General features: G+C 69.4%; 27 protein-coding genes. 9 read left to right on the forward strand and 18 right to left on the reverse strand.

Translation table 11 applies throughout. The features are described from left to right. Window positions 1-15: 15 nt before the first annotated feature. Window positions 16-1,188 (reverse strand): rod shape-determining protein RodA, encoded by a 1,173-nt coding sequence (rodA, locus tag ACWPXE_RS08995; protein ID WP_454017530.1) that lies wholly within the window; start codon window positions 1,186-1,188, stop codon window positions 16-18. A 138-nt stretch (window positions 1,189-1,326) separates the two neighbouring features. Next, window positions 1,327-3,930, reverse strand: coding sequence for a TIGR02302 family protein (locus ACWPXE_RS09000; protein ID WP_454017531.1), 2,604 nt, complete (start codon window positions 3,928-3,930; stop codon window positions 1,327-1,329). A gap of 264 nt (window positions 3,931-4,194) precedes the next feature. Between ACWPXE_RS09000 and ACWPXE_RS09005 the strand changes: the two genes are divergently transcribed. After that, window positions 4,195-4,677: a hypothetical protein gene (locus tag ACWPXE_RS09005; protein WP_454017532.1), complete on the forward strand. Its 483-nt coding sequence runs from the start codon at window positions 4,195-4,197 to the stop codon at window positions 4,675-4,677. Window positions 4,678-4,727: 50 nt separating this feature from the next. Here ACWPXE_RS09005 and ACWPXE_RS09010 read toward each other — a convergent pair whose 3' ends face one another. The 4 genes from ACWPXE_RS09010 to argH all read right to left on the reverse strand — a co-directional run bounded on the left by ACWPXE_RS09010 (window position 4,728) and on the right by argH (window position 8,124). Then, a complete protein-coding gene (locus ACWPXE_RS09010) occupies window positions 4,728-5,147 on the reverse strand; it encodes a bacteriohemerythrin (protein ID WP_454017533.1) in 420 nt (139 codons plus the stop codon). Window positions 5,148-5,237: 90 nt separating this feature from the next. Then, a complete protein-coding gene (lysA, locus tag ACWPXE_RS09015; RefSeq protein ID WP_454017534.1) occupies window positions 5,238-6,503 on the reverse strand; it encodes a diaminopimelate decarboxylase in 1,266 nt (421 codons plus the stop codon). Further along, a complete protein-coding gene (locus tag ACWPXE_RS09020; RefSeq protein WP_237905678.1) occupies window positions 6,500-6,685 on the reverse strand; it encodes a hypothetical protein in 186 nt (61 codons plus the stop codon). Before ACWPXE_RS09020 ends, lysA begins: the two co-directional genes overlap by 4 nt. Beyond that, on the reverse strand, window positions 6,682-8,124 hold the full coding sequence (argH, locus tag ACWPXE_RS09025; RefSeq protein ID WP_454017535.1) for an argininosuccinate lyase: 1,443 nt from the start codon (window positions 8,122-8,124) through the stop codon (window positions 6,682-6,684). The genes ACWPXE_RS09020 and argH overlap by 4 nt, the downstream gene beginning before the upstream one ends. Window positions 8,125-8,163: 39 nt before the next feature. Between argH and ACWPXE_RS09030 the strand changes: the two genes are divergently transcribed. Both ACWPXE_RS09030 and ACWPXE_RS09035 read left to right on the forward strand, forming a co-directional pair. Continuing rightward, on the forward strand, window positions 8,164-8,823 hold the full coding sequence (locus ACWPXE_RS09030) for a TlpA family protein disulfide reductase (RefSeq protein ID WP_454017920.1): 660 nt from the start codon (window positions 8,164-8,166) through the stop codon (window positions 8,821-8,823). A 61-nt stretch (window positions 8,824-8,884) separates the two neighbouring features. Then, window positions 8,885-9,709 carry an alpha/beta hydrolase gene (locus tag ACWPXE_RS09035; RefSeq protein WP_454017536.1) on the forward strand — a complete coding sequence of 275 codons (825 nt, stop codon included), beginning with the start codon at window positions 8,885-8,887 and terminating at the stop codon, window positions 9,707-9,709. A 71-nt stretch (window positions 9,710-9,780) separates the two neighbouring features. Here the strand turns inward: ACWPXE_RS09035 and ACWPXE_RS09040 are convergent, their stop codons facing one another. The 6 genes from ACWPXE_RS09040 to ACWPXE_RS09065 all read right to left on the reverse strand — a co-directional run bounded on the left by ACWPXE_RS09040 (window position 9,781) and on the right by ACWPXE_RS09065 (window position 14,072). Beyond that, window positions 9,781-10,362, reverse strand: a complete 582-nt coding sequence (locus tag ACWPXE_RS09040; RefSeq protein ID WP_454017537.1) for a DUF4142 domain-containing protein — start codon at window positions 10,360-10,362, stop codon at window positions 9,781-9,783. A 139-nt stretch (window positions 10,363-10,501) separates the two neighbouring features. Then, complete coding sequence (locus ACWPXE_RS09045) at window positions 10,502-11,380, reverse strand: 3-hydroxybutyryl-CoA dehydrogenase (protein ID WP_237905682.1); 879 nt, start codon at window positions 11,378-11,380, stop codon at window positions 10,502-10,504. 54 nt (window positions 11,381-11,434) lie between these two features. Continuing rightward, window positions 11,435-12,373 (reverse strand): electron transfer flavoprotein subunit alpha/FixB family protein, encoded by a 939-nt coding sequence (locus ACWPXE_RS09050; RefSeq protein ID WP_454017538.1) that lies wholly within the window; start codon window positions 12,371-12,373, stop codon window positions 11,435-11,437. A gap of 18 nt (window positions 12,374-12,391) precedes the next feature. After that, window positions 12,392-13,141 (reverse strand): electron transfer flavoprotein subunit beta/FixA family protein, encoded by a 750-nt coding sequence (locus ACWPXE_RS09055; protein WP_451994439.1) that lies wholly within the window; start codon window positions 13,139-13,141, stop codon window positions 12,392-12,394. 145 nt (window positions 13,142-13,286) lie between these two features. Beyond that, complete coding sequence (locus tag ACWPXE_RS09060) at window positions 13,287-13,856, reverse strand: cob(I)yrinic acid a,c-diamide adenosyltransferase (RefSeq protein WP_454017539.1); 570 nt, start codon at window positions 13,854-13,856, stop codon at window positions 13,287-13,289. Between the two features lie 21 nt (window positions 13,857-13,877). Further along, complete coding sequence (locus ACWPXE_RS09065; RefSeq protein WP_145627479.1) at window positions 13,878-14,072, reverse strand: twin transmembrane helix small protein; 195 nt, start codon at window positions 14,070-14,072, stop codon at window positions 13,878-13,880. Window positions 14,073-14,215: 143 nt separating this feature from the next. Here ACWPXE_RS09065 and ACWPXE_RS09070 point away from each other — a divergent pair, with 143 nt between their 5' ends. Beyond that, on the forward strand, window positions 14,216-15,664 hold the full coding sequence (locus tag ACWPXE_RS09070; RefSeq protein WP_454017540.1) for a GH1 family beta-glucosidase: 1,449 nt from the start codon (window positions 14,216-14,218) through the stop codon (window positions 15,662-15,664). 46 nt (window positions 15,665-15,710) lie between these two features. Then, window positions 15,711-16,148 carry a hypothetical protein gene (locus tag ACWPXE_RS09075; protein WP_454017541.1) on the forward strand — a complete coding sequence of 146 codons (438 nt, stop codon included), beginning with the start codon at window positions 15,711-15,713 and terminating at the stop codon, window positions 16,146-16,148. Window positions 16,149-16,155: 7 nt separating this feature from the next. On the opposite strand, the gene ACWPXE_RS09080 is transcribed toward ACWPXE_RS09075, so the two are convergent. Continuing rightward, complete coding sequence (locus tag ACWPXE_RS09080) at window positions 16,156-16,416, reverse strand: hypothetical protein (protein ID WP_035677208.1); 261 nt, start codon at window positions 16,414-16,416, stop codon at window positions 16,156-16,158. A 253-nt stretch (window positions 16,417-16,669) separates the two neighbouring features. Here ACWPXE_RS09080 and ACWPXE_RS09085 point away from each other — a divergent pair, with 253 nt between their 5' ends. Beyond that, entirely contained in the window at window positions 16,670-17,569 is a 900-nt protein-coding gene (locus tag ACWPXE_RS09085; protein ID WP_454017542.1) for a peptidoglycan-binding domain-containing protein, read from the forward strand. Between the two features lie 12 nt (window positions 17,570-17,581). On the opposite strand, the gene ACWPXE_RS09090 is transcribed toward ACWPXE_RS09085, so the two are convergent. The 3 genes from ACWPXE_RS09090 to ACWPXE_RS09100 all read right to left on the reverse strand — a co-directional run bounded on the left by ACWPXE_RS09090 (window position 17,582) and on the right by ACWPXE_RS09100 (window position 19,227). Next, on the reverse strand, window positions 17,582-17,824 hold the full coding sequence (locus ACWPXE_RS09090; RefSeq protein WP_454017543.1) for a DUF1178 family protein: 243 nt from the start codon (window positions 17,822-17,824) through the stop codon (window positions 17,582-17,584). Window positions 17,825-17,936: 112 nt separating this feature from the next. Further along, a complete protein-coding gene (locus ACWPXE_RS09095; RefSeq protein WP_454017544.1) occupies window positions 17,937-18,392 on the reverse strand; it encodes a cupin domain-containing protein in 456 nt (151 codons plus the stop codon). A 142-nt stretch (window positions 18,393-18,534) separates the two neighbouring features. After that, window positions 18,535-19,227 carry an endonuclease III domain-containing protein gene (locus ACWPXE_RS09100; RefSeq protein WP_454017545.1) on the reverse strand — a complete coding sequence of 231 codons (693 nt, stop codon included), beginning with the start codon at window positions 19,225-19,227 and terminating at the stop codon, window positions 18,535-18,537. 133 nt (window positions 19,228-19,360) lie between these two features. On the opposite strand from ACWPXE_RS09100, the gene ACWPXE_RS09105 reads away from it, so the two are divergent. After that, a complete protein-coding gene (locus ACWPXE_RS09105) occupies window positions 19,361-19,714 on the forward strand; it encodes a carboxymuconolactone decarboxylase family protein (RefSeq protein ID WP_454017546.1) in 354 nt (117 codons plus the stop codon). Between the two features lie 12 nt (window positions 19,715-19,726). Here the strand turns inward: ACWPXE_RS09105 and ACWPXE_RS09110 are convergent, their stop codons facing one another. Beyond that, window positions 19,727-21,133, reverse strand: coding sequence for a tetratricopeptide repeat protein (locus ACWPXE_RS09110; protein ID WP_454017547.1), 1,407 nt, complete (start codon window positions 21,131-21,133; stop codon window positions 19,727-19,729). A gap of 114 nt (window positions 21,134-21,247) precedes the next feature. Between ACWPXE_RS09110 and ACWPXE_RS09115 the strand changes: the two genes are divergently transcribed. After that, the gene (locus tag ACWPXE_RS09115; RefSeq protein WP_454017548.1) at window positions 21,248-22,522 is read left to right on the forward strand and encodes an ABC transporter substrate-binding protein; all 1,275 of its coding nucleotides are present in this window, start codon (window positions 21,248-21,250) and stop codon (window positions 22,520-22,522) included. A 62-nt stretch (window positions 22,523-22,584) separates the two neighbouring features. Here the strand turns inward: ACWPXE_RS09115 and ACWPXE_RS09120 are convergent, their stop codons facing one another. Beyond that, the gene (locus ACWPXE_RS09120) at window positions 22,585-24,390 is read right to left on the reverse strand and encodes a tetratricopeptide repeat protein (RefSeq protein WP_454017549.1); all 1,806 of its coding nucleotides are present in this window, start codon (window positions 24,388-24,390) and stop codon (window positions 22,585-22,587) included. Window positions 24,391-24,464: 74 nt separating this feature from the next. On the opposite strand from ACWPXE_RS09120, the gene ACWPXE_RS09125 reads away from it, so the two are divergent. Next, the gene (locus tag ACWPXE_RS09125) at window positions 24,465-25,427 is read left to right on the forward strand and encodes a L,D-transpeptidase family protein (protein WP_454017550.1); all 963 of its coding nucleotides are present in this window, start codon (window positions 24,465-24,467) and stop codon (window positions 25,425-25,427) included. Window positions 25,428-25,451 lie beyond the last annotated feature (24 nt).

Raw genomic sequence — 25,451 nt, forward strand, 5'->3', positions numbered from 1 at the left:
CCCCGAAGAGCGGTATCACAGCTCGGTGACGCCGCTCTTCGGGATGCGGACCTCGCGGTGGACCGACATGCTGAGCAGAAGCCCCACGCCAATCATCAGCGTCATCATCGCCGACCCGCCGTAGGACACCAGCGGCAGCGGAATGCCCACCACCGGGATCAGGCCGGTGACCATCGACACGTTGACCATCACGTAGAGGAAGAACTGCGCGGTCATGCCGACCGCCACCAGACGGGCGAACTGGCTGCGGCAGCTCAGCGCGATGACCACGCCGTAGATGAACAGCATCAGGTACAGCGCCAGCAGGATCAGCGCGCCGACCATCCCGAACTCCTCCGCCAGCACCACGAAGATGAAGTCGGTGTGCTTCTCCGGCAGGAACATCAGCTGGCTCTGCGAACCGGACATGAAACCCTTGCCGAACAGCCCCCCCGATCCCAGCGCGATCTTCGATTGGAGGATGTTGTAGCCGGCGCCGAGCGGGTCGGTTTCCGGGTCGAGGAAGGTGTAAACGCGCTGCTTTTGGTAATCGTGCAGGAATTCCCAGGCGATGGGGATGGCCGAGAGGCCACCGCCGATGACCACCAGGAACTTCCAGATCCTCACGCCCGCCGCGAAGAAGACGGCGCCGCTGCCCATGATCAGCAGCAGCGAGGTGCCCAGGTTCGGCTGCATCAGCACCAGCGCCACCGGGATGAAGACCAGCAGCAGGGGCGGGATCAGCAGCAGCGGGCGGCCGATCTGGTCCAGCGAGATGCCGTGGAAATACCGGGCCAGGGCCAGGGCCAGGGCCGGCTTCATCAGCTCGGACGGCTGGAGCTGGAAGAATCCCAGGTCGATCCAGCGCTGGGCGCCCATGCCGATGCGCCCCATCAGCTCCACCGCGACCAGCAGGCAGAGCACGATCAGGAAGATGGCATAAGCCGACTTCATCAGATGCCGCACGTCGATCAGCGCGATCATCAGCATCAGGACGAGGCCGGGGACGGCGCGCACCAGCTGCGGCTGTGCCCAGGGCTTCCAGTTGCCGCCGGCGGCCGAATAGAGCAGAGCCACCCCGACCGACGTGATGATGCAGACCAGGAGCACCAGGCCCCAGTTGATCATGCGGAACTTGCTGCCGAGCGTCAGTTCCGGGCGCTGCGGGGCAAGCCCACCCGACCCGTGGTTCGAAAGGACCGCGACCATGAGGAAACGTTCGTTGTGTCCGGGGGCGTCCGTGCCGGAAAGGCAAGCGGCGGCGCCTTGCGCGGCGGATACTGCACCAGCGCCGCCCTCCGGTAAAGCCGCCCGGTCCCCCGGCCTTAAAACTGCTTCAGCGGCCGGTCAGAACTGCTTCAGTAGCCGGTCGATGTACTCGCGCTCCATCTGCGGACGGCCATACTGCCCGGAGCGGCGGCGCAGTTCGTCGAGGATTTCACGGGCGCGCTGGAGTTCGGCCTCCTCGGGGATCTTCACGTCCTCGTTGTTGTAGTTGCCGAAGCCGGAGGGGCGGCGGCCCAGCGGGTCGCGGTTGCGGCCCTGGCCCTGGCGCTGCTGCGCCTGTCCGGGCTGCTGCCCGCTCATCGCCGGACCCTGCTGGCCCATCATCTGCTGCATCATCTGCTCGGCCATCGCCTGCATGCCCTGCTGAAGCTCGTCCATCGCCTGGGTCTGCGGCGGAACGGCGGAGCCGGGCTGCCCCTGCTGGAGCGCTTGCCCCGCGTCGCGCATCGCCCGTTCGGCGCGGCCGAGCGGGCGCGGGATTTCGCCGCCCTGCTGCTCGCCCATGCGGCGCATCAGTTCGCCGAGCTGGCGGCGCAGCGCCTCCTGCTGCTCGGCCTGCTGCTGCATCAGCGGGCTGCCGGACTGACCCTGTTGGCCTTGCTGCCCCTGCTGCGGACGGCCCTGGCGGTTGCGCGGCCCCTGCTGCTGGCCCTGCTGCCCGTCCTGCCGGCCCATCTGCTCCTGCGACTGGCGGAAGGTCTGGTCGAGCAACTGCTGCTGCCGCTGCGTCAGCTCCTGAAGCTCGCGCATCATCTGTGCCGCCTCGTTCTGGCCCTGCTGCTGCATCTGGGCCATGGCGCCGTTGCGCATGTTCTCCATCATCTGCTGAAGCTGGGACAGCATCTGCCGGGCGGCGTCGCGGGCGCCGGTCTCGGCCATCTGCCGCATCTGCTCCATCATCCGCTGAAGGTCCTGGCGGTCCATCATCTGGTCGGCCATTTCCGGCGGCACCATGGGAATTTGCTCGCCACGCTCCAGCGCCTCGCGCATCTGCTGCTCCATGGCGTCGAGGAACTTGTCGAGCGCCGCCTGAAGCTCGTCCATCAGCTTCTTCAGCTCCTGGTCGTCGGCGCCGCGCTCCAGCGCCTCGGCGAGACGGCTCTCGGCGTCGCGCAGGTCGCGTTCGGCCAGCGACAGCCCGCCGTCCTCGATGCGCAGCGCGGTTTCCCACAGAAGCTGCTGGACGGCTGGGACCGATGCCCCCTCCTCGTCGAGCAGCAGGCGGTTCACCGCGGTGCGCATCGCCAGGAAGGCCACCAGATCGCCGCCGAACTGGCTGGGTCTGGACGAGATTTCCGCCAGCGCGCGGGCCACTTCGATGCGGAGCTGCTGGGGCCGCAGGGTCAGCTTTTTGCGCTCCTCCACGATGGCGCGGGCGACCGGGTGGTTGAAGACGCGCTCCGGCAGGACCATCGCCACGTCCTCCGTGCTGCCGGTCTGGCCGGCGCCGTCGAGCGCGGTCAGGCGGATGGTGACGTTCAGCCCGGCCCAGGGATGGGCGGTCAGGTCGTGGAAGGCGGCGTTGCGCGCCTCGCGCGGGCGGACGCCGGGTAGGGCCAGCGGCAGCTCCAGCGGGCTGCGGTCGAGCGCCGGGGCCTCGCCCTCCGGCAGGTCCAGCCGGACGACGGCCTTGGCCTCGGCCAGCCCGTAGTCGTCCTGCGCGGTGTAGTCCAGCCGCAGCGCGCCGCGCTCCCCCTTGGTCGGGGGGCTGGCGTAGGCGATGGTCGGCGGGTTGTCCGGGATGATCCGCACGTTCCAGCCGCCCAGCAGGTTGGACCCCTGGGTCACGGCGATGCGGGCACCGTCCTCGATGGGCTGCTGGATCTGGAAGGTCGCGGAGTCCACGGCCTCGAAAGCGGTGGTCTTGCTGCCGGCCTCCAGCGACGGCGTGCCGCTGCCGCCGGTGACGCGGGCCAGCACGAGGCTGCCCTTGGGAACCGGCACGGGGTCGGCAAGGCTCGGCGTATGGGCGGGGTTGGCCGACTTCAGGAAGACCGGCGGTAGGCCGGTGTATTCCGGCGGCGTCACCCAGAGGTCGAGCGTCGCGACCGTCGCCGTCGCCGTCCCGCCGAAATGCGGGGTGATGGCGGCGACAAGACGCGGCTTCCAGTCGCCCCAGGTCGCGCCGCCCGCGGCGATCAGCACCAGCGCCACCAGCGCGCGCAGGGCGTAGCGGTCCTGGGCGGCGAGGCCGTCGGACAGCGGCATGGCGACGCGCAGCCGCCGCATGGCGGCGCGCACCCGCTCCTGGTGCAGGCGCCACAGCTCCGCCGCGACGGGGTCATTGCCGGCGGGCGTGTCGCGCAGCGCGTGGAGGGGCCGGTGGGGCAGGCCGCTGTCGCGCTCCAGCCGGCGGCGGGCGGCGTCCTCGTCCGGCAGGCGGAAGGCGCGCAGCCCGCGCCACCCCGTCCAGCCGATGGCGGCGACGAAGAGCAGCAGGGCCAGGGCGTGCAGCCAGCCCGGCAACAGCAGGAAGACGTTCAGCAGGGCCAAAGCGAGGAAGGCACCGGCGATGGTGATGGGCGCCCAGAGCGCCGGCCACAGCCGTTCCCACAGCAGGGCGGCGCGGGCCTGCCCCATGCGGAGGCGGGGTTCCCGCGGGGCGGGCGCGGGTGGTGCCTCCTTGCGCAGGGGGAACCGGAACCCGTCCTTGCTGTCGCTCATGCCGCTCTCCCGTCAGGTCAGGCACCGGGCGGGAGGAGAAGCCGCCGCCGGAACATCGTCAGGATATAGGCTCGGCTGCGCCGTCTGTCGCGGTCCGGCATGCCGGTTCCTTACCGAAACATCGGGCCATGTCCAAAATATGGCGGGCCAATGGATGACTCAGGGCGCGGTGCCCACCCATTTCACGGCCGCGGACGGTGGGTCGTTCTCCAGAAGGCGAGGCGCATCGCGCCCGTCCAACAGCATCCGATCAGGAGCGGCCCCATGCCAAGCCCCAAGACTTTCTCGACCGCGAACGCCACCGGTGAACGATACACGCTCGACCCCGCCAAGCCCGGACATGTCCTTGTCTATCGGTTCGCCGACAAGGCCAAAGCGACCGACTGGAGGTCGCGCCGCCGGAACACCGTCGGCGGCGGCTTCGCCAAACCCAGCGATTCGGTGTTGAACGACTGGGCGCTCAAGCAAAGCTCGTACGGCAGCCAGTCGGAAAACTCGAACGACAACCCCTTCCTGTCCGTCGCCACGGATTACGAAGCCCTTTATGACCGGGCCGAGGGCTGGGTGAAGAAGATTCTCGAAACGGCGCCCGATCTGGGGGTTTTCTCGGTGCCTTACGACAAGCTCTATCGGCCGTCGCCGACCAAGCCGTTGTCGAAGGAGGAAAGCGAGTGGCTGTACTATGACGGAGACGCCGAACTCGTGTCCTACCTGAAGACGTGGGCGGCCAATCCCTACAAGAAATAGACGGCGCCCGGTCCGGAGGTTCTGAGCGCTGGGCTTCCGCGGCCCGGCCCTCAGGCCGTCGGGGCCGCCGCGCGGGGATTCCCGCTCCGCCCGTCCAGCCATTCGCCGAACCACTTGTCCATGACCAGGATATGGCCGCACAGCCACATCTCGACGTAGCTCTGGAGGAACTGCACCTCCTCCGGATCGCGCGTCCCGGAGTCGGACTGCCGGCGGACGAAGTCGGCGAAGGTGTCGTGCATCGTCTTGTGCTTGGTGTAGTCGGGGTAGCCGACCGCGTGCATCAGCCCTTCCTCGCGGCGGAAATGATAGGCCGAATAATCGGCCAGCTCGCGCAGGAAGCGGTTCGCGGATTCCCGCGTTTCCCCGGCGGCGATGGCCGCGCTGAACTGGTTGAACAGCTGGAACAGGCGCTGATGGTCTCCGTCCACAGCGCTCTGTCCGATGGCATAGGCCGCGTCCCACTCCATGATGTTCCCCGCCCGTTTCTCGAACGGGGAATCATACGCCTTACGGGTGGTTCTGTGCAGCGGTTATTGCAGGCCGGCAACCGTCGCCGATCAGCCCTTCAGCCAATCCGGCACGCGGTCCAGCGCCAACAGCTCCTCCACCGACACGCGTGGGCGGATGACCGAGAACTGGTCGCCGTTCACCAGAACCTCCGGGATCAGCGGGCGGGTGTTGTAGGTGGAGGACATGACCGCGCCATAGGCCCCCGCCGACAGGATGGCCACCAGCTCGTCCGGCGCCATGGCCGGCAGCGCGCGCTGGAGCGCGAAGGTGTCGCCGCTCTCGCAGACCGGACCGACGACGTCGTAGGGCTCGGTGGCGGCGCCCCTGGCGGGCTCGGTCACCGGGACGATGCCGTGATAGGCCTCGTAGAGGGTGGGGCGGATCAGGTCGTTCATCGCCGCGTCGATGATGACGAAGCGGCGGTGCAGCCCCTGCTTCAGGTAGATCACCCGCGACACCAGGATGCCGGCGTTGCCGACCAGCGAGCGGCCCGGCTCCAGCGAGATGCGGCAGCCGAGGTTGCCGGTGATCGACTTCACCATGGCGGCGTAGTCGGCGATGTCCGGCGGCGCCTCGTGCTTGTAGACGATGCCCAGCCCGCCGCCGAGGTCGAGCCGGGTGATGTCGTGCCCGTCCTCGCGCAGGACGTGGAGCAGCGCCGCTACCCGCTCGTAGGCGGCGCGGAAGGGGGCGAGGTCGGTCAATTGAGACCCGATGTGCACGGCGATGGCCACCGGCTTGATCCCCGGCAGCTTGGCGGCCTGGGCGTAGACCTCCCGCGCGTGGTCGTAGTCGACGCCGAACTTGTTCTCCTTCTTGCCCGTCGCGATCTTCGCGTGGGTCTTGGCGTCCACGTCCGGGTTCACGCGGAAGGCGATGGGCGCGGTGACGCCCAGGCTGACCGCGACCTCCGACAGGGCCTCCACCTCCGGGATGGATTCCACGTTGATCTGGTGGATTCCGGCTTCCAGGGCGGCGCGCATCTCCTCGCGTGTCTTGCCGACGCCGGAGAAGATGATCTTGCCGGCCGGGATGCCGCCGGCCAGCGCGCGCCGCATCTCGCCGCCCGACACCACGTCAGCGCCGGCGCCCAGCCGGGCGAAGGCGCGGATGACCGCGAGGTTGGAGTTGGCCTTCACCGCGTAGCAGACGTCGGCGTCCTGCCCCGCGAAGGCTCCGGCGTAGGCGCTGTAATGCGCCTCCAGCGCCGCCGTGGAGTAGCAGTAAAAGGGGGTGCCGACCTCCGCCGCGATGGTGGACAGCGGCACGGATTCGGCGTGCATCACGCCGTTGCGGTAGGCGAAGGCGCTCATGGGAAGCGGGCTCCGGAGGACGGCTGACCGGGCTTGGGGTCGGTCTTCGGGTTCGGGTAGGGCTGCGGGAACTTGTCGGCTTCCTTGCCCTGCGGGGGATCGACGAAGCTCGGCTTCTTGCCGCAGCCGGCCAGCGTCAGCGCGACGGCGGCGGTCGCCAGGATCAGCAGCGGGCGCCTCACAGGAAACGCTCCCGCGCCGCCGCGACAGCCTCGCGCACGCGGACGGGGGAAGCGCCGCCGAAGCTGCGCCGGCTGTCCAGCGACGCCTCGATGCTCAGCGCCGGGAAGACGGACTCGGTGATGCGCGGCTCGATGGCCTGCAACTCCTCCAGCGTCAGGGCGGTCAGCCCGACGCGCTTGTCCTCCGCCGCCTTCACGGCGCGCCCGGTGATGTGGTGCGCCTCGCGGAAGGGGATGTTCAGCTCCCGCACCAGCCAGTCGGCGAGGTCGGTGGCGTTGAGGAAGCCGCGGTCGGTCGCCTCGCGCAGCGCTGGCACGTTCGGCTGCATGTCGCGCACCATGCCCTCCATGGCGGCGATGCACAGCGCAAGCGTGTCGTCGGCCTCGAAGACCGGCTCCTTGTCCTCCTGCATGTCCTTGGAATAGGCCAGCGGCAGGCCCTTCATGGCGACCAGCAGGCTGTTCAGGCTGCCGATGACGCGCCCGGCCTTGGCGCGCACCAGCTCCGCCGCGTCGGGGTTCTTCTTCTGCGGCATGATGGAGGAGCCGGTGGTGAAGGCGTCCGTCAGCTTGATGAAGCGGAACTGGGCCGAGCACCACAGCACGATCTCCTCCGCGAAACGGGAGAGGTGCATGCCGCAGATGCTGGCGGCGGCCAGATACTCCAGCGCGAAGTCGCGGTCCGAGACGGCGTCCAGCGAGTTGGCGGTGGGCCGGTCGAAGCCCAGCGCCTGGGCCGTCATGAAGCGGTCGATGGGGTAGGGCGTACCGGCCAGCGCGGCGGAGCCGAGCGGGCACTCGTTCAGCCGGGCGCGGGCGTCGCGCAGGCGGCCGCGGTCGCGCCCGAACATCTCCACATAGGCCAGAAGATGGTGGCCGAAGCTGACCGGCTGGGCGGCCTGGAGGTGGGTGAAGCCCGGCATCACCGTGTCGGTGTGCTTCTCCGCCAGATTGATGAGGGCGGCCTGGAGCGCCTTCAGCCCCTGGTCGGCGCGGTCCAGCGCGTCGCGCACCCACAGCTTGAAGTCGGTCGCCACCTGATCGTTTCGCGACCGCCCGGTGTGCAGGCGCTTGGCCGGCTCGCCGATCAGCTCGGCCAGCCGGGCCTCCACGTTCATGTGGATGTCCTCCAGTTCCACCTTGAAGGTGAATGCTCCGGAGTCGATCTCTTCCTTGACCCGGTCCAGCCCTTCGCGGATGGCATCGGCGTCGGCCTGGGTTATGATGCCCTGGCGCGCCAGCATGGCGGCGTGGGCCTTCGATCCGGCGATGTCCTGGTCGGCCAGCCGCTTGTCGAAGCCGATGGAGGCGTTGATCCTCTCCATGATGGCGGCGGGACCGCGGGCGAAGCGGCCGCCCCACATCTGGCTGGCGGCCGGGGCCGAGCCGTCTTGGGTGGCACGGTCTTGTGAGTTCGGCTTGGGCTGTTCGGCGCTCATGACGGACACAATACGGATGGGAGGACGGGAAGCGTGAGTATGCGGACTTTGGCGGCCACCGCAATCTTTTGTGTGACGCTGGGCGGTGCCGGGCTGTGGATGGCGCTGGCCGGGCCTTCGGCCCCGCCGCCGCCCGCCGTGCTGACACTGGACCAGCCGGCCAACCAGCCCTCCTCCGGGGTGACGGCGGTGGGTCTCGACAAGTTCCGCTACATGGAGCCGCTGACGCCGGTGCCGGAGCTGCCCTTCCTGGACGGGGAGGGGCGCCGGGTCGACCTGTCGGAGTTCAAGGACCGTCTGGTCCTGCTGAACCTGTGGGCGACGTGGTGCGCGCCCTGCGTGAAGGAGATGCCGGCGCTCGACCGCCTCCAGGCGCAGTTGGGCGGGCCGGGCTTCCAGGTCGTGGCTCTGTCGGTGGACCGCGGCGGCAAGGACCAGGTGCAGCCCTTCTACCAGCGGACCGGCGTCAAGAACCTCGCCCTCTACCTCGACCCGTCGAGCGCCTCCATGCAGACTCTGAAGCTGCGCGGCCTGCCGACCACCCTGCTGGTCGACCAGGAGGGCCGCGAGCTTGGCCGCATCGAAGGGGCGGTGGAGTGGGATTCACCGGAGGTCATCGCCTTCCTGCGCAAGCACATGGGCAACGGCGGCGGCCCGAACCGCGACAACCGCGGCGGTGTGGTAAAGACGGGCGGGTGAGACCCGGCCTTGTGAAACTGTGCGCCTCACGTCGCTCTCCTCCTTAGCCCACCGGAGCCGCATGAAGATCCTGATCGCGATCCTGGCCTTGGGGGCGACGCTCTACGCCCTCGTCCTGCTGCTGGCCTATGTTGCCCAGGACCGTCTGATCTTTCCGGCCATTCCGCTCGCACAGACCCCGGATGAGGTCGGCGTGGGCGACATGGCGGTGGTGTCCGTGCGCACCGGTGACGGGCTGGACCTGCTGGGCTGGCACAAGGCGCCGGCCGCGTCGGGGCGGCCGACGCTCCTGCTGTTCCACGGCAATGGCGAGACGGTGGCGTGGAACGGCCACATCGCCCGTGCGCTGATCGACGGCGGGTACGGTGTGTTCATGGCGGAGTACCGCGGCTACGGCGGGAATCCGGGAAAGCCGAGCGAGGCGGGCCTGTATGAGGACGGGCGGGCCGCCTTGGATTTCCTGGAGGCATCGGGCGCGCGGGTGGCCTTGCACGGCTATTCGTTGGGCAGCGGTGTCGCCGTGCAGCTTGCAACGGAACGGCGCGTCGAGGCGGTGATCCTCGCCGCCCCTTACACCAGCATCGCGGAGATCGGTGGCCGGCTGCTGCCCTTTCTGCCGGTGCGTTCGATGATCCGCCACCCGTTCGACAGCCTGTCAAAAATCGGTCAGGTGAAAGCCCCATTGCTGATTTATCATGGAGCTCTCGACAGGGTAATATCGATAGACCACTCCAGACATTTGTTCGATGCCGCAAACAATCCCAAGACCTTCGTCGCGCTTGAGGGGGCCGATCATGTTGGCCTTTGGGCCTCCGGCGGCGAAAAAGCGGTTCTATCTTTTTTGGAGATGCTTCCATCCATGATGAGCGAGCGCACTGGCAACTGAGCCGGGGCAGCCGACCCTGAAGCTCTCATGGAGCGGCTTCCGTTTGGCGCTGCCGATCAAAAGCTTCGAAGTCACTGCGATGATCCGGACGTCCCCGGCGGCGCCTGGGTCTGTGGCGGGGCCGGGCGGCGGGCCAAGTCGGCCATGATGTCCCGCGCCTCCTCGAAATGGCTGTGCAGCATGGGCAGGGCGTCGCGGGCGAAGTCGCCGGTCTCGCCGCCGCGTTCGGCCTGCGCCTCGTACAGCTTGATGGCGCGGGCGTGGGTTTCTTCCTCCGCGGCCATGTAGCGGCGGTCGAAGGCGCCATCGGGCGTGTCGCGCAGGCTGGACATGTGGGCGCGGGCGGACAGGCCCGGCTCGCGCGGGATGGGGATGCCGTGGCGCAGCGCCATGCCGGCCAGCCGGTCGGTCTTCAGCCCGTGATCGTCGGCCATACGGCGGGCGAAGCGGCGGACCGGCTCGGTTTCCGCCCGGTCCTGGGCCAGCTTGCCGAGCGCCTGTTCGGCCATGCCGTCGGCCAGCGCCTCGGCAATGAAATTGCGCTCCTGCCGGGACAGGGTGGAGGGCGAGGCCGGGACGGAGCCCGGCGCCTGCGCCAGGACCGGGCCGGACAGGAAGGCCGCAAGCATCGCCGTCAGGAACCCGCGCCGCATCGCCCCCGTCCTTTCCGCTGTTCGCCCTCTGCCCCTGCGGGACGAACAGAGCGCAAGCGCAGCGGTTCCGCACAAGCACGAAACCCGCTCCGGTTTCCCGGAGCGGGCTTCGCTGCGTCGTCCGTCCTTATCCGCCGCGTCAGCGGGTCGGGACCGGCGGATTCTTGGAGTAGTCGTAGAAGCCGCGGCCGACCTTGCGGCCGACCCAGCCGGCTTCGACATACTTCACCAGCAGCGGGCAGGGGCGGTACTTGCTGTCGGCCAGACCCTCGTAGAGGACCTGCATGACCGCCAGACAGGTGTCCAGACCGATGAAGTCCGCCAGTTCCAGCGGGCCCATCGGGTGGTTGGCGCCCAGCTTCAGCGCCGTGTCGATGGCCTGGACGCCGCCCACCCCCTCATAGAGGGTGTAGACCGCCTCGTTGATCATCGGCAGCAGGATGCGGTTGACGATGAAGGCCGGGAAGTCCTCGGCCACCGCCGCGGTCTTGCCGATGTTCGCCGTCAGCTCGCTGATCGCGTTGAAGGTCGCCTCGTCCGTCGCGATGCCGCGGATCAGCTCGACGAGCTGCATCACCGGCACCGGGTTCATGAAATGCATGCCCATGAACTTGGACGGGCGATCCGTCGAGGCCGCAAGGCGGGTGATCGAGATCGACGAGGTGTTCGTCGCGATCAGCGCCTCGGGCTTCAGGTTCGGGACCAGCTTCTTGAAGATCTCGCGCTTGAGCGCTTCGTTCTCCGTCGCGGCCTCGACCACGAGATCGGCGTCATGGAACACGGACAGGTCGGAACCGGTGGAGATGCGGGCGATCGCCGCCGTCTTGTCGGCCTCCGTCAGCTTCCCCTTCTGAACCTGACGGTCCATGTTCTTGGAGATGGCGGCCACCGACTTCTGCAGAATCTCCGGGCTGATGTCGGAGATGACGACCTCGTACCCCGCCTGCGCGCAGACGTGGGCGATGCCGCTGCCCATCTGGCCGGCACCGATGATGCCAATCTTCTTGATCGTGGACATATGAGCTTTCCCGCTTGTCTTTGGGCCGCTGGTCTTCCGAGGAGGACCGGCCGATTACGCCTTGCCCAGCTCGGCCGTCAGCTCCGGCACCGCCTTGAACAGGTCGGCGACGAGGCCATAATCGGCGACCTGGAAGATGGGCGCCTCCTCGTCCTTGTTGATCGCGACGATGACCTTGCTGTCCTTCATGCCGGCGAGGTGCTGGATGGCACCGGAGATGCCGACGGCGATGTACAGCTCGGGCGCCACGATCTTGCCGGTCTGGCCGACCTGATAGTCGTTCGGCACGAATCCGGCGTCCACCGCCGCGCGGCTGGCGCCGACCGCCGCCCCCAGCTTGTCGGCCAGCGCCTCCAGCAGCTTGAAGTTCTCGCCCGACTGCATGCCGCGGCCGCCCGACACGACGATCTTGGCCTGGGTCAGCTCCGGACGCTCCGACTTCGTCAGCTCCTGGCCGACGAACTTGGCCGAACCGGCGTCGCCCGTCCCGGCGATCGCTTCGACCGTGGCCGAGCCGCCCGTGGCGGCGGCCGCCTCGAAGGCGGTGGTGCGCACCGTCACGACCTTGATCGGGTCGGCGGACTTCACCGTGGCGATGGCGTTGCCGGCGTAGATCGGCCGCTCGAACGTGTCGGCGGAGACCACCCCGGTGATGTCGGAGATCGCTGCGACATCGAGCAGGGCGGCGACGCGCGGCAGCAGGTTCTTGCCCTCCGACGAGGCGGCGGCCAGCACATGGCCGTAGCCCTTGGCGAGATTGACGACCAGCGGCGCGACGTTCTCCGGCAGCGGGTGGGCGTAGGCCGCGTCGTCGGCCAGCAGCACCTTGGACACCCCGGCCACCTTGGCGGCGGCCTCGGCGACGGCCTGGGCGCCCTGGCCGGCGACCAGAACGTGGATCTCTCCGCCGATCTTGGCGGCGGCGCTGACCGCGTTCAGCGTGGCGGCCTTCAGCGCGGCGTTGTCGTGTTCGGCGATGACGAGAATGGACATGTCAGATCACTTTCCCTATCAGATCGCGCGGGCTTCGTTCTTCAGCTTGTCGACCAGGGCGGCCACGTCGGCGACCTTGACGCCGGCCTTGCGCTTGGCCGGCTCGGCGACCTTGAGCGTGGTCAGGCGCGGCGCCACGTCGACACCCAGCGCGTCGGGGGCCAGCGTCTCGATGGGCTTCTTCTTGGCCTTCATGATGTTGGGCAGCGAGGCGTAGCGCGGCTCGTTGAGGCGCAGGTCGGCGGTGACCACGGCGGGCAGCGTCAGCTGCACCGTCTCCAGGCCGCCGTCGATCTCGCGGGTCACGGTGACCGAGCCCTCGCCCGGCACGACCTTGGAGGCGAAGGTGCCCTGCGGCCAGCCCAGCAAGGCGGCGAGCATCTGGCCGGTCTGGTTGCAGTCGTCGTCGATCGCCTGCTTGCCGAGGATGACCAGCGTCGGGCCTTCCTTGTCGACGAGCGCCTTGAGCACCTTGGCGACGGCCAGCGGCTGCGTCTCGGCGTCGGTCTGGACCAGGATGCCGCGATCGGCGCCCATGGCGAGGCCGGTGCGCAGCGTCTCCTGCGCGGCCGTCGGGCCGACGGTGACCACGATGACCTCGGTCGCCTTGCCGGCTTCCTTGAGGCGGACGGCCTCTTCGACGGCGATCTCGTCGAAGGGGTTCATGCTCATCTTCACGTTGGCGGTCTCAACGCCGGAGCCGTCCGCCTTGACGCGGATCTTGACGTTGTAATCGACCACCCGCTTGACCGGGACGAGGACCTTCATATCCCACCCTTTTCTTGAATTATGCAGGCGCACCTTCGCCGCTGGCGCCGAATCGGGCAGCTTGTGACAGCGCTGCGACCATAGGAGTTGACGTTTTGGCTGTCAACGCCGCCTACGCCGCAAGCGCGAAGGAGGCGGAATTGCATCAACGGTTTGCGCCCGGAACCCACAGCACGTCGGACGCTCCGTTGGCGTTCAGTTTCCGGCTCAGCACGAACAGGTGGTCGGACAGGCGGTTGGCGTATTTCACCGCCGCCGGGTTGACCGGCTCCACCTCCGCCAGTTCGGTCATCAGCCGCTCGGCGCGGCGCACCACGGTGCGGGCCAGATGCAGATGCGCCGCCGCCGGCGCACCGCCGGGCAGGATGAAGGAGGTGAGCGGGGCGAGGTCGGCGTTCATCGCGTCGATCTCGGCCTCCAGCCGGTCCACCTGCGATTCCAGGATGCGCAGCGGCGGGTAGGCCGGGTTCTCCGCCTCCGGCGTGCAGAGGTCGGCGCCCAGATCGAACAGGTCGTTCTGGATTCGCGCCAGCATGGCGTCGGTCTCCGGCAGGTCCGCGGTGTGGAGGCGGACCAGCCCGATGACGGCGTTCGCCTCGTCCACCGTGCCGTAGGCGACGACGCGCGGGTCATGCTTGGGCACGCGGCGCCCGTCGCCGAGCGAGGTCTGGCCGCGGTCCCCGCCGCGGGTGTAGATGCGGGTCAGCTTGACCATGATTCCTGTGGGTGTCCTCAATCAGCCGTGGGTCAGGATGGCGAGCAGGAACAGCACGAGCGCCACCCCTTGGAGCGCCACGCGCATCCGCATCGCCCGGTTCGACTTGCGCGAATCGCCCTGCCCACCGCGCGCCATGAAAAACAGCCCGGAGAACAGCGACGCCACGACGAGACCGAGCGCCACGATCAGCAGAAACATGAAGAGTCCGTTCATGGCGCCATCATACCTCACGGTCCAGGTTACGCCTACACCGGCCAAACCGGTCGCACGGGCATTCCGATGCGAGGCGCCTGTTGCGCTGGCGCCCGGTCTTCTTACATTGTCGCGGACGACCCGGACGGCGAGAGGAATTCGGTATGCGGCGGCGGAGTTTCCTGAAGGCGGCGGCGGCCACCGGTCTGGCGGCCTCGGCCGGGGCCTTTCTGACCACGCGCCGCGCCGCGGTGGCCCAGCCGTCGGACGTGCTGGCCGCCTTCCCAGACAAATTCGTCTGGGGCGCCTCGACCTCCTCCTACCAGATCGAGGGGGCGGTGACCGCGGGCGGGCGCGGCCCCAGCGTGTGGGACAGCTTCAGCCATTCCTTCGGCAAGGTGGCGAACGGCGACACCGGCGACGTGGCCTGCGACCATTACAACCGCTACGCCGAGGACGTGGACCTGATGGCCAAGGCGGGGATGAACGCCTACCGCTTCTCCGTCGCCTGGCCGCGCGTCCAGCCGACCGGCACCGGCCCGGCCAACGCCGAAGGGTTGGACTTCTACGACCGGCTGACCGACGCGCTGCTGGCCAAGGGCATCGCGCCGTGGCCCTGCCTGTACCATTGGGACCTGCCCCAGGCGCTTCAGGACCGCGGCGGCTGGACCAACCGGGACATCGCCGGCTGGTTCACCGACTACGCCCAGATCGTCGCCGCGCGGATCGGCGACCGGGCCAAGCAGTGGACCATGCTGAACGAGCCGTCGGTCCACGCCATCTTCGGCCACGGGCTGGGCGGGCACGCGCCGGGACTGATCGGCAAGGGCAATTACTTCAAGGCGATCCACCACCAGAACCTCGCCCAGGGCATGGCGCTGAAGGCGTTGCGGGCGGCGGGCGGGGGCAAGGGCTGGCAGCTCGGCACCGTGCTGTCGCTCCAGCCGGTGTGGCCGGTCGGCGGGCTGGACGCCAATTACGCGGCCTCGCTGATGTGGGATGCGGTGTGGAACCGCGCCTGCCTCGACCCGCTGCTGCGCGGGGAGTATCCGGAACTGCTGCGCGGCGGCTTCGCCCCGCTGGTCAAGGCCGGCGACCTGGAGGCGATCCGCCAGCCCATCGACTTCCTGGGCATCAACTACTACAGCCGGATGCACCAGCAGCCGGACCCGGCGGGCCTGTTCGGCACCGGCTACGGCTCCCCGCCGGAGGGCACGCCGACGACCGGGATGGGCTGGCCGGTGGAGCCCGACGGCATTGCCGAGATCCTGATCGAGCTGAAGCAGGAATACGGCAACCCGCCGGTCTACGTGATGGAGAACGGCGCCGCCTATCCCGAGCAGACCGGACCGAAGGGCTTCGTCCAGGACAACGATCGCATCAGCTACCTGCGCCGCCACATGCTGGCCGGTCATCAGGCGCTGGAGGAGGGGGTCGACCTGCGCGGCTGGTTCGTGTGGAGCCTGCTGGACAATTTCGAGTGGGCCGAGGGCTACCAGCGCCGCTTCGGCCTGATCGAGGTGGACCGCCAGACCCTGGAGCGCCGTCCCAAGGCCAGCTACCACTGGTACGCCGACGTGATCCGCAGGAAGGGCGTTCCGACCTCGGCTTAAGAGGCGCGGCGTAAGGGACCCGGCGTAAGAGGATGAGGTTGCGATCATGGCGCCTGTCGCCGCTGGCCAGCCGACGCGCTTCGCCATCCAGAAGGCGCGCGGCAAGGGCTGGAAGACGCTGGAAGTCGGGGAGGATCTCGACCACGCCCGCGCCCGCTTCAACCTGATGGTGCGGGTGAACCCGCGCGCCTATTTCCGCCTGATCCAGCTCGACCACAACGCCGGGGCCGGCGGCGACGGGATCGAGTTCAACTGGAAGCTCATCGAGTTGCACGACCCGAACCAGGGGGGAGCGGCCGGGGCGGGCCGGCAAGCCGGTCCGGCGAGGGCGGCGCCCCGTTCCGCCACGGCCAGGACCGCGGCCAAGAGGCCGCGGCGGCGGGAGAAGGTGCCGCTGCCCCTGAAATTCTACGCCGCGGTCGTGCTGGCCGGGCTGCTGATCGGCGGGGTGCTGTATCTGCGCTACGGACTGCCGGGGCCGTGACGAGGGCTCAATCGTCCGCCGTGTAGCCCTTGCGCCGCATGCACAGGGCGAAGATTTCCTTGCGGTAGCGGAATTGCGGCGTTTCCGGCAGCGGGCGGTAGGGATAGCCGCGCAGGCGCATGGTGTTGTCCACCTGCTCGATGCATTCATCATAGGCGGCGGTCGCCGTGGTCTCCGTTGCCGTCCACTCCCGGTAGGCCGGGGTGCTGCCGCAAGCCGCCAGCATCAGCGTGCCGCCCGCCAGGATCGCGTGTCTCAAGGTCGCCATGCCATGGCCTCCCGCAAAGCGCCCCGCAAGGCGCCATGTGTGGATCTATACCACGTTTTTGCGTACGCATCGGTTAACGGATGGGGAATGGGCCGGTCCTTCCGGGGGCGTCAAGGGGGAGGGGACCTGATGCCGCCGCAACGCAGGCGCACAAAAATCGCGCCCGGAAATCCGCCGCAATCTGGTAACACGATCGCGCATCCACGATAGTGGACGGGCGACGGTCGGTTGGCGTTTCGGACGGAGGATGGTCATGACGGGTGGTTCGCACCGCGCGCGCCGCGCGGTCGCGTTGGCTGTGGTGGTGCCGGTTCTGGCGGCGGGTCTGCTGGCGGGCGCTCCGGTCCGGGCGCAATCGACGGCGGACATCCAATGGGCCCAGACCATCCTGAAGGACAAGGGCTACAACATCGGCGGGCGGGCCAACGGCCAGATGCACGCCGAGACGAAGGCGGCGCTCGGCAAGTATCAGGCCGCCCATGGTCTGCCGGTGACCAACCAGCTCGACAAGGCGACCATCGCCAAGATGATGGGCGAGCGGGAGGGCAAGGCCCCCGCGACGGTCGGGAACCTCGCCCAGCAGAAGGTCGGCGGCGGCGGTCCCGGCCAAGCGCCGCGCGAGCCGCAGCGCGAGGTGGTGCCCCGCGCCGCTCCCACCCAGCGGATCGACAGCGGGACGGGCAGCGTCGGCGGCGGCGCGCAGTTCAGCGCCGGCCCACCCGTGACCAGCAGCAGTTCTTCGTCGGGCGGCCCGTCTGGCGCCCCCGCGTCGTCGGTCCCCGCCACCTCCGCCACGGCGTCTTCACAGGGGCCTGTGCCGCAAGCCGCGCCGCGGGCCAGCGTTACCGCGACCACGCCGTCCGGTCAGCCGGTGCCGGTGGTCGAGGCGCCGCCGGACAGTGGATCGATGCTGCCGGGCTGGGCCGCCAACGGCGCCCGCTATGGGGTGATGGGGGTGATCGGGGCGACGGTGCTCGGCATCGGCTTCGCGTGGTGGCGCAGCGGGCGGGCCAACGCCTCGCGGCCGGCGCCGCGCAACGACGGCCCGCGCGACCAGCGCCGCGAGCCGAGCTTCGGCAGCGGCCGCCGTCGGGAGGAGCTGACCACCGGCGCCCTGCCGCCGCTCAGCAGCGGCGGACGCGGACGGCGGTAGGACGCCGTCTTCTCAGGCCATCTGCGACATCGGACACATGGCGTTGCCACAGCCGGACGGGTTGCAGGCGGGCATCGGCGCGGGCGACGGCTTGGATGCGCCGACGCGCGGCGCCATGATCGCCTTCGACACCTCGGTCCCGCCGCAGGACGGGCAGGACAGGCCGTAGGCCTTGCGGGTGTCGTAATCGGCCATGTTCTTGAACCACTGTTCGAATTCGTGGCCGCAGGCGCAGCGCAGGGCGTAGAGGATCATCGCGGGGTTCCTGGGTGGAATGGGCAACGGAGGGGTGGCGACCATGGCCGAGCTTCGCCGCTCCCCGCGATGACGTGAATCAAACCGCCGCGCTCCGGCCTGGGGAACGGGTCTATTGCGGGCGTTCGGACAGGGCGACGCCCTCCGCGCTGGGATAGACCGACAGCAGCCGCACCGGCTTGTCGCTCAGGTTGCGGCCGCTGTGCCACGCCGCCTGCTCGATGTAGGAATCGCCGGCCTTGTAGACCTGCGTCGGCATGCTGTCGCTGGCGATGGTCAACTCGCCCTCCAGGATGTGGATGAACGGCGAAACAGCGTGCCGGTGGCGGATGATCTCACCGCCGGGCGGCAGTTCGACCAGCCGCGCCGTCACCAGAGGTTTCCCGTCCGGGTAGGCGAAGGCCTTGCCGTCCGCGGTGGTCGTGGCCTGAAGCAGGGTCTTGACGATTGGCCCCGGCGCCGCTGGCTTGTCCTGCGCGGAGGCCCCGCCGGCCAGGGCGAGGAGCGCGGCGGCGGCCAGGGCGGTGCGAAGGATGGCCACCGTTGGCAAACGGTTTCTCACGATCATCGCGTGCGCTCCATGCCGTGGTCTTGAAAAGACTTTGGCTGCATATCTGTGGCGGTGTGTCGAAAATGGAGAAAAACCGCGATGAATCGCAACCGATTGTCGCGACCTGCGGCGAAGTGTGGCAGCTGGGGGCTGCGCCGCCTCAGCGATGGGTCGTCACCCCCACCTGCCGGCACATGGACAGCATGGCGCAGGTCGAGCAGCGCGGGCGGTCGCCGGTGCAGATCCACTTGCCGAAGGGCACCAGCCGCTCGTTGATCTCCACCCAGTAATGGCGGGGCAGCAGCTCCATCAGCGCGACCATGGTGCGCTCCGGCGTCGGGGCGGCGACGAAGCCCCAGCGGTTGACGATCCGGTGCACATGCACGTCCACCGCCACCGCCGGAATGCCGAAGCCGACCGCCAGGGTCAGCGCCGCGATCTTCGGGCCGACTCCGTGGAAGGCCATCAGGGCGTCCGGCGTATCGGGAACCTCGCCGTCGTGCTCCGTGATGATGCGGCGGGACAGCGCCCGGATGTCGCGGGCCTTCGGCTCGGGGAAGGTCGCGCCATCAAGCAGGCGGGTCAGCTCCTCCGGCGTCAGGGCGACCATCTGCTGCGGCGTGCGCGCCACCGCGAACAGCCGCTCGCACACCACGATGGTCGTCTCGTCGCGCGTCCGCGCGGAGATCAGGCTGCCGACCAGCTGCTCGAAGGGGCTGCCGTAGCCGCGGTCGCGCAGCGCGAACATCGCGGCCTTCGGGCGTCCGGCCACGGCCTGACGCAGGCGCCGGAACGCCTCGTCGATGTCGAAGGGGTCCTTGTCGGCGAGAGGGGGCGCGGAGCGCAGAGGCATGATCGGTCGCTGGCATGGTGAGGAGAGCCACACCGAAACAGCGGGCAGGGCAGGGTTGCTCCCCATTTCCCTTTGCGGCACAACGTGATTTCTATACATTAGAAAGATCTAAATTAGAAAGGGAGTCGGAGCCATGGTGAAGGATTGGCCGCAGATGGCGAGGGACATGTCCGGCGCGGTGCGGGAGCTGCGCGGCGGCGCTCCCGAGGTGATGAAGGGCTTCTCCGCCATCGCCAGGGCGGCGCTGGAAGCCAAGGCGCTGGACACCAAGACGAAGGAGCTGATCGCGCTGGCCATGGGCGTGGCGACGCGCTGCGACGCTTGCGTCGCCTTCCACGCCCAGGCCGCCGTCCAGCAGGGCGCCAGCCGGGAGGAGGTGATGGAGACCCTGGGCATGGCGATCTACATGGGGGCCGGCCCGTCGGTGATGTACGCCGCCATGGCGACGGAGGCGTTCGACCAGTTCGCTGCGGACAAGGCCGGCTGACCGGCTCCCTTCCTACCCGGCGTTGGAGAACAGCGGCCGGCGCAGGCGGCCGGCGGCGATGTCGGCGCGCAGCGCGGCGGCGTCCATGGCCTGGATGCGCTCCAGCTCGGCCTTGTTGGCGTCGATGAAGGGGTTCCGGTCGGTGGAGTTCTCGGGCCGCGCGTGCTCCAGATGGTAGAGCGGCCCGGGCACCCGCTCGACCCGCAGGCCCAGCCGGCGCAGCCGCACCACGATCTCGTCGTCCTCATAGCCCCAGGAGACGAAGCGTTCGTTGTAGCCGCCCGCCGCCAGCAGCGCCGACCGGTCGAAGAAGGCGCCGCCGCCCGGCGAATCGCGGTGCATCAGCGGGAAGCGCGGGCAGACCGCGTTCAGCGGCGCGGCCGATAGCGTGTGGCCGAAGCGGTGGACCTCCCGCCCCAGAATCCAGAAGAACAGCCCGTTGTAGGGAAAGGCCATGACCGCCCCGCCGCGCACCGCGTCGCGGGCCAGCGCGTATTGCACGGGATCGACCACGACGTCAGTGTCGTGCAGGGCGACGATGGGGGTCTCCGCCGCCTCGACCATGCGGTTGAGCAGGTGGGCCTTGTGGGTGAAGGGTGTGTCGTTGCCGGTCAGATGCAGGTGCCGGCAGCGGGCGGCCAATTCCGGCCCCAGCGCGTCGGCGACGTCGCTCGGCCCGGCCTTGTCCTCGCCGATCAGGACGGTGGTGTCGGCGTGCTTGAGGAGGAAGGAGACGATCCAGCGCAGGTTGCGCTTGCGGTCGGCGCTGTCGGCACGGAAGGGGACCAGGACGGTGACGTCGCGCAGGTCCAGGCGCCCGTCCGGCCCGGCCCCGTCGAGGATCGCCCGGCGGGCGCGGTAGGCAGCGGCCTGCGCGGCCAGTCGCTCCCGCGCCCCTTCGTCCCGCGGGTCGATGGCAAGCGCCATCTCGTAGAAGGACACCGCGGCGCCGGGGCGGCCGAGATCGGCCTCGATGTCGCCCTTCTGCCGCCAGCCGGGGACGAAATGCGGGTGGCGGGCCAGCAGCGCGTCCAGCACTTCCAGCGCCTCTCCGATGCGGCCGATGGCCTGCAGGGCCTCGCTCAGGTGATATTCGGCGTCCGGAAAATCGGGGCGCAGCGCCAGCGCCCGGCGGTAGGCGGCGATCGCCTCCTCCGTCCGCCAGGCGACGTGGAGCAGGGCGCCGAGATTGAAGTGCGCGTCGGCGTCCCCGCCGTCCCGCTCCACCGAACGCGCGATCATCGCCATGCCGCGCTCCCGGTCGCCGCCCAGCGCGGCGAGCAGGCCCAGCCGGTGCAGCGCGTCCGGGTTGTCGGGATCGGCGTCCAGGATTCGCCCGTACAGGTCCATCGCCTCGGCCTGCCGCCCGGCCTTCAGATGGTCGAGCGCGATGCCGAGCGCCTCCTCGATGGTCGCCATTCGGTGGGGTCCGTTTCGTCCGTGTGTCGCCTTCCGGTGGATTCCACTTTGACACAAAGGCAATTGCGGGGAAATCATCCGCTCCGGGACCACGCCTCAGGGAAACACCCGATAATGAACGATCATCGCATCAGCAAGAATGGGTCCACGGGAGGACTCACCCGCCGTCAGTTCGGCACCGCCGCGGCCTCGGTCGCCCTCTCGGCCGGCGTGCTCGCCGCCTTCGGCCGGGCGCCGGCCTTCGCGCAGGGCGCCGCGCTGAAGGTGGGCGTGCTGCTGCCCCGCTCCGGCCTGCTCGCCCAGGCGGGCCAGGCCTGCCAGCGCGGCGCCGAGATCGCGCCGGCCATCCTCGGCGAACTCGGCTACAAGGTCGAGATCCTGTCCGCCGACACCGAATCGAACGTGGACGTCGCCCGCTCGCGCGCCGAGAAGCTGATCAACGACGGTGCGAACGTCATCGTCGGCGCCTTCGACAGCGGCCAGACCGCCGCCGCCGCCCAGGTCTGCGAACAGCGCGGCGTGCCCCTGGTGATGAACATCGCCGCCGCCGACCGCCTGACCGAGCAGGGCTACAAGACCGTCTTCCGCAACTTCCCGACCTCCACCATGCTCGTCAGCAACGGGCTGGCGCTGATGAAGGACCTGTTCGCGGTCAGCGGCGTCACCCCGAAGACGGCGGTGTTCCTGCACGCCAACGACACCTTCGGCATGGCGAACAAGCAGGCGATGGACGCCCTGTTCCCGAAGCTGGACATGCCTTTCGGCATCGTCGACAGCATCTCCTACGACCCCAAGGCCCAGGACCTCGCGGTCGAGGTGGCCAAGGCCAAGGCGACCGGCGCCGAACTCGCCATCGTCACCACCCGCGCCAACGACGCCATCATGCTGGTGCGCGAGATGGTCAAGCAGCGCTGGGAGCCCAAGGGCATCGTCTCCCCCGGCTCGCCCGGCCTGTATGACGAGCAGTTCTATAAGGTGCTGGGCAAGTACGCCGACTACGCCATCACCAACCTGCCCTGGTACGATCCCAAGGCGGAGCTGACCAAGCGCGTCGAGGCGGCCTTCAAGAAGCAGTATCCGAACGACCGTTTCGAGGGTTACGCCTTCAACGTCGCCTTCACGCTGGAGGCAATCCTGGTCGCCGCCGACGCCTTCAAGCGCGCCGGCACCGCGGAGCCGGCCACCCTGCTGGAGGCGCTGCGCCAGACCAACCTGAAGGACAAGATGATGGTCGGCCCGGCCATCACCTTCGACGAGAAGGGGCAGAACACCCAGCTCGTGTCCGCCTGCCTGCAGAACCGCAACCTGCGTCCGACCGTGGTCCTGCCCAAGGGCTCGGCGGAGATGGATCCGGTGTTCCCGATGCCGGGCTGGGGCAAGCGCGCCTGATCGAGAGAGCGTGAGGCGGGAGGAGATGCGGTCACAAGGGGCCGCGTCTCCTCCCTTTGCCGTTATGCCGTCTGGGCTTCGAGCCCGTAGGCCAGCAGCCGTTCCACCGACGCGCGGCGGTCGCCGGCCGCGGCGAAGCGGGCGCGGGCCTCGGCGGACTGCCGGTCGCGGAAGGCCGCGTCGCTCGCCAGCGCGGCGGCGCGCTCCAGGAAGGCCGCCTCGTCGGCCACCGTGAAGGCCGGTCCGGCCACGGTCGCCACGTCACCCGCCGCGATGGTCACCACCGGAACCCCGTCGGCCAGCGCGAACGCCGCGCTGCCGCCGCCGCCCTGACGGCGCGGGTTCAGATAGGCGGTGGCGAGGCGGTGCAGCGCCCGCACATCCTCGACGTCGCCCAGCGTGTGGACGCGGTCGGCGTTGCGCAGGGCGGCGATCCGCTGCGGCAGCGATTCCACGCCGCCGGCGACGGCGATGCGGGCCTCCGGCAGGCGGTCGAGCAGCGAATCTGCCAGCGCCAGGAACTCCGGCCCGGCCTCCTGGTCCAGGCGGTTGCCGACCACGAGGAACAGCGGTCCGCCATCCGGCCCGGCTTCGGGAAGGCCGAAATCGGCGCGGCTGCGCTCCGGTCCGGTGGGCGGCAGGGTCCAGCCGAAGGAGAAGGGGCGGAAACGCTCCGCCATGTCTGCCGGCCAGCCTTGGGTGGTGTCGGCCTCGCCATAGCCCAGGACCAGCCGGGCCATGGACAGCGGCAGGCCGGAGGAGGTCGGCAGGCAGATCACCGGGCGCGCGCCGGAGAACAGGTCGGCCACCACGTTGGACCCGCCGAAGGCGACGATGACGTCGGGATCGAAGCCGTCCACATAGTCGACGATGGCGTTCACCTTCTCCTCGTCGAAGCGCTTCTGTGGGAAGGACATCATGCGGACCTGCGCGCCGAAGGCGGCGATGACCTGCTCCCCCTCATACTCCTCGGTGATGTTGTAGGCGTATTCAGGGACGAAGCCGTTCTCGCCGGTGATCGCCATGGCGTTCGGGTTGATGATGACCACCTCGCGCCCGAACTCGTCCTGCAGGCGGCGGGCGAAGTCGAAGGCGTCCGCGGTGGGCTGGTGCCCGGCGCCGAGCATCTGGTTGGTGATCAGGGCGATCCGCCTGACCTCTCCACGCGGCGTGGCGCGCTTCATGCGGCGGCGCAGGTGAAAACGCAGCGCCGTCTCGTCCACCATGAGGCGGTAGTAGTCGGTGAGGTTCCCGGTGTGGAAGGCACCGGCATCGCCGGACCGAGCCGCGCCCTGGAACAGCTGCATCGCCATGCCCCAGAAGGCGTAATGGATCGATGGCACGGTGAAGCGCATCGGGTCTTCCAGGACGGCGTCCGTCAGCGCCTCGTAATGAGCGACGTCGCCGTCGAGCAGGAACAGCAGCGAATGGCGGCGCATCACGTCGCCCATGGCGTACGCCGCGTCGACCTCGGCGGCCGCGGCGCGGCGGGTCTCGTCGTCGTAGCGGCGGATCAGCCCGGCCAGCGCGCTGACGTTGCCCCAGCCTTCGCCCTCGTTGGTCAGCAGGGTCAGGGCGCGGGCGAAGCTCAACGCCGCATCGCGGGTCTGGCCGGTGGCGTGCAGGGCGTGGCCGAGATTGGCGTGCAGCAGGGGCGAGGTCGGGTCGCCGGCCACCGCCTGTCCGATCAGGTCCACCGCCTCCGCCGGACGACCGCCTTGCAGAGCGACGACGCCGAGCAGGTGCAACGCGTCCGGATGGCCGGGCGACGCCGCCAGCACCTCGCGGTACAGGCGTTCCGCCTCCGTGGTGCGGCCGGCGCGGTGGTGTTCGGTCGCAACGGCCAGCGTCTGTTCGATGGTGTCCATGGTCGGCGTTCCTGCTGCTTGGTCCCTGACGGCATGTTTACGCGCTTTTAGGGCGGATGCGCTGAACTTTTCCCATGCAGCGCACCGCGACATTCTTGTGGCATCTTGTCCCAACGGCAACCCTGGCGATTGCCCTCGCGCTCGCTTCGCCTGGCGGCGTTTGCGCGCAGGATGCCGACACCACCTCCGAAACCGCCGGGGTGACTCCGGCGCGGCGAATCGTCATCAGCCTGACGGAGCGCCGGCTTCATCTGCTGGAGGAGGGCCGCCCGCCGCGCTCCTTCCCGGTCGCCATCGGACGGCCCGGCGTGACGATTCCGCTGGGCGTCAGCCGGGTCCTGCGCAAGCGGCGGAACCCGACCTGGCACCCCACCGCCAACCAGCGTCGGGAGAATCCGGCGTTGCCGGTGTCGGTGCCGCCGGGGCCGTCCAACCCGCTGGGCAAGTTCGCGCTCGACCTCGGCTGGACGGCCATCGCCATCCACGGCACCAACGAGCCGGATTCGGTGGGCCGCCGGGCCAGCGGCGGCTGCTTCCGCATGCTGCCTGCCGACATCGCCGCCCTGTTCGAGATGGTGCCGGTCGGAACCCCCGTCCGAGTCGTCTCCGGGCTCGCCGTCGTCCCAGCACCGCAACCCAAAATTTCGGTTACCGTTCCGGCGGCTGTCCCAACACCCACCCCGCCACCGTCCCCGCTTCCGAAGGTTGCGCCTCCGCCGCTCCCCATCCTGGCCGATCCGCGCTGCGCCACGGCCGGCGCGCCGCTGCGCCGGATGATCTGCACGGTGCCGGACCTCGCCGCGCTGGACGGGAGAGCGCGCGGGCTGCACCAGCGCCACCTCGCCGCCCTGCCGGCGGAGCGCCGCGACGCTGCGGCCTACGCGCTGCTCCAGGAGGAGCGCCGCTTCGACGACCGCATCACCGCCCGCTGCTGGGTCCGCCGCGGCATGGAGGAGGACCCGGCAGTCGCCGCCGCCGCGGAGGCCTGCCTGCGCGACGCCCTGAGCGCCCGTCTGGAGGAGGCAAAGCGCCGCTGAGCGCCACCTGATCCGCACAGGAAA

It is taken from the genome of Azospirillum sp. Marseille-Q6669, from assembly GCF_965111635.1.

Coding starts and splice junctions, on each gene's coding strand:
- ACWPXE_RS09070 (WP_454017540.1), top strand. CDS start 14,216: ATGCGGCGGCGGAGTTTCCTGAAGGCGGCGGCGGCCACCGGTCTGGCG.
- argH (WP_454017535.1), bottom strand. CDS start 8,124: ATGAGCGCCGAACAGCCCAAGCCGAACTCACAAGACCGTGCCACCCAA.
- ACWPXE_RS09035 (WP_454017536.1), top strand. CDS start 8,885: ATGAAGATCCTGATCGCGATCCTGGCCTTGGGGGCGACGCTCTACGCC.
- ACWPXE_RS09040 (WP_454017537.1), bottom strand. CDS start 10,362: ATGCGGCGCGGGTTCCTGACGGCGATGCTTGCGGCCTTCCTGTCCGGC.
- ACWPXE_RS09050 (WP_454017538.1), bottom strand. CDS start 12,373: ATGTCCATTCTCGTCATCGCCGAACACGACAACGCCGCGCTGAAGGCC.
- ACWPXE_RS09010 (WP_454017533.1), bottom strand. CDS start 5,147: ATGGAGTGGGACGCGGCCTATGCCATCGGACAGAGCGCTGTGGACGGA.
- ACWPXE_RS09125 (WP_454017550.1), top strand. CDS start 24,465: ATGCAGCGCACCGCGACATTCTTGTGGCATCTTGTCCCAACGGCAACC.
- ACWPXE_RS09055 (WP_451994439.1), bottom strand. CDS start 13,141: ATGAAGGTCCTCGTCCCGGTCAAGCGGGTGGTCGATTACAACGTCAAG.
- ACWPXE_RS09065 (WP_145627479.1), bottom strand. CDS start 14,072: ATGAACGGACTCTTCATGTTTCTGCTGATCGTGGCGCTCGGTCTCGTC.
- ACWPXE_RS09115 (WP_454017548.1), top strand. CDS start 21,248: ATGAACGATCATCGCATCAGCAAGAATGGGTCCACGGGAGGACTCACC.
- ACWPXE_RS09000 (WP_454017531.1), bottom strand. CDS start 3,930: ATGAGCGACAGCAAGGACGGGTTCCGGTTCCCCCTGCGCAAGGAGGCA.
- ACWPXE_RS09105 (WP_454017546.1), top strand. CDS start 19,361: ATGGTGAAGGATTGGCCGCAGATGGCGAGGGACATGTCCGGCGCGGTG.
- ACWPXE_RS09005 (WP_454017532.1), top strand. CDS start 4,195: ATGCCAAGCCCCAAGACTTTCTCGACCGCGAACGCCACCGGTGAACGA.
- ACWPXE_RS09075 (WP_454017541.1), top strand. CDS start 15,711: ATGGCGCCTGTCGCCGCTGGCCAGCCGACGCGCTTCGCCATCCAGAAG.
- ACWPXE_RS09045 (WP_237905682.1), bottom strand. CDS start 11,380: ATGTCCACGATCAAGAAGATTGGCATCATCGGTGCCGGCCAGATGGGC.
- lysA (WP_454017534.1), bottom strand. CDS start 6,503: ATGAGCGCCTTCGCCTACCGCAACGGCGTGATGCACGCCGAATCCGTG.
- rodA (WP_454017530.1), bottom strand. CDS start 1,188: ATGGTCGCGGTCCTTTCGAACCACGGGTCGGGTGGGCTTGCCCCGCAG.
- ACWPXE_RS09120 (WP_454017549.1), bottom strand. CDS start 24,390: ATGGACACCATCGAACAGACGCTGGCCGTTGCGACCGAACACCACCGC.
- ACWPXE_RS09110 (WP_454017547.1), bottom strand. CDS start 21,133: ATGGCGACCATCGAGGAGGCGCTCGGCATCGCGCTCGACCATCTGAAG.
- ACWPXE_RS09100 (WP_454017545.1), bottom strand. CDS start 19,227: ATGCCTCTGCGCTCCGCGCCCCCTCTCGCCGACAAGGACCCCTTCGAC.
- ACWPXE_RS09090 (WP_454017543.1), bottom strand. CDS start 17,824: ATGATCCTCTACGCCCTGCGCTGCGCCTGCGGCCACGAATTCGAACAG.
- ACWPXE_RS09095 (WP_454017544.1), bottom strand. CDS start 18,392: ATGATCGTGAGAAACCGTTTGCCAACGGTGGCCATCCTTCGCACCGCC.
- ACWPXE_RS09080 (WP_035677208.1), bottom strand. CDS start 16,416: ATGGCGACCTTGAGACACGCGATCCTGGCGGGCGGCACGCTGATGCTG.
- ACWPXE_RS09085 (WP_454017542.1), top strand. CDS start 16,670: ATGACGGGTGGTTCGCACCGCGCGCGCCGCGCGGTCGCGTTGGCTGTG.
- ACWPXE_RS09060 (WP_454017539.1), bottom strand. CDS start 13,856: ATGGTCAAGCTGACCCGCATCTACACCCGCGGCGGGGACCGCGGCCAG.
- ACWPXE_RS09030 (WP_454017920.1), top strand. CDS start 8,164: ATGCGGACTTTGGCGGCCACCGCAATCTTTTGTGTGACGCTGGGCGGT.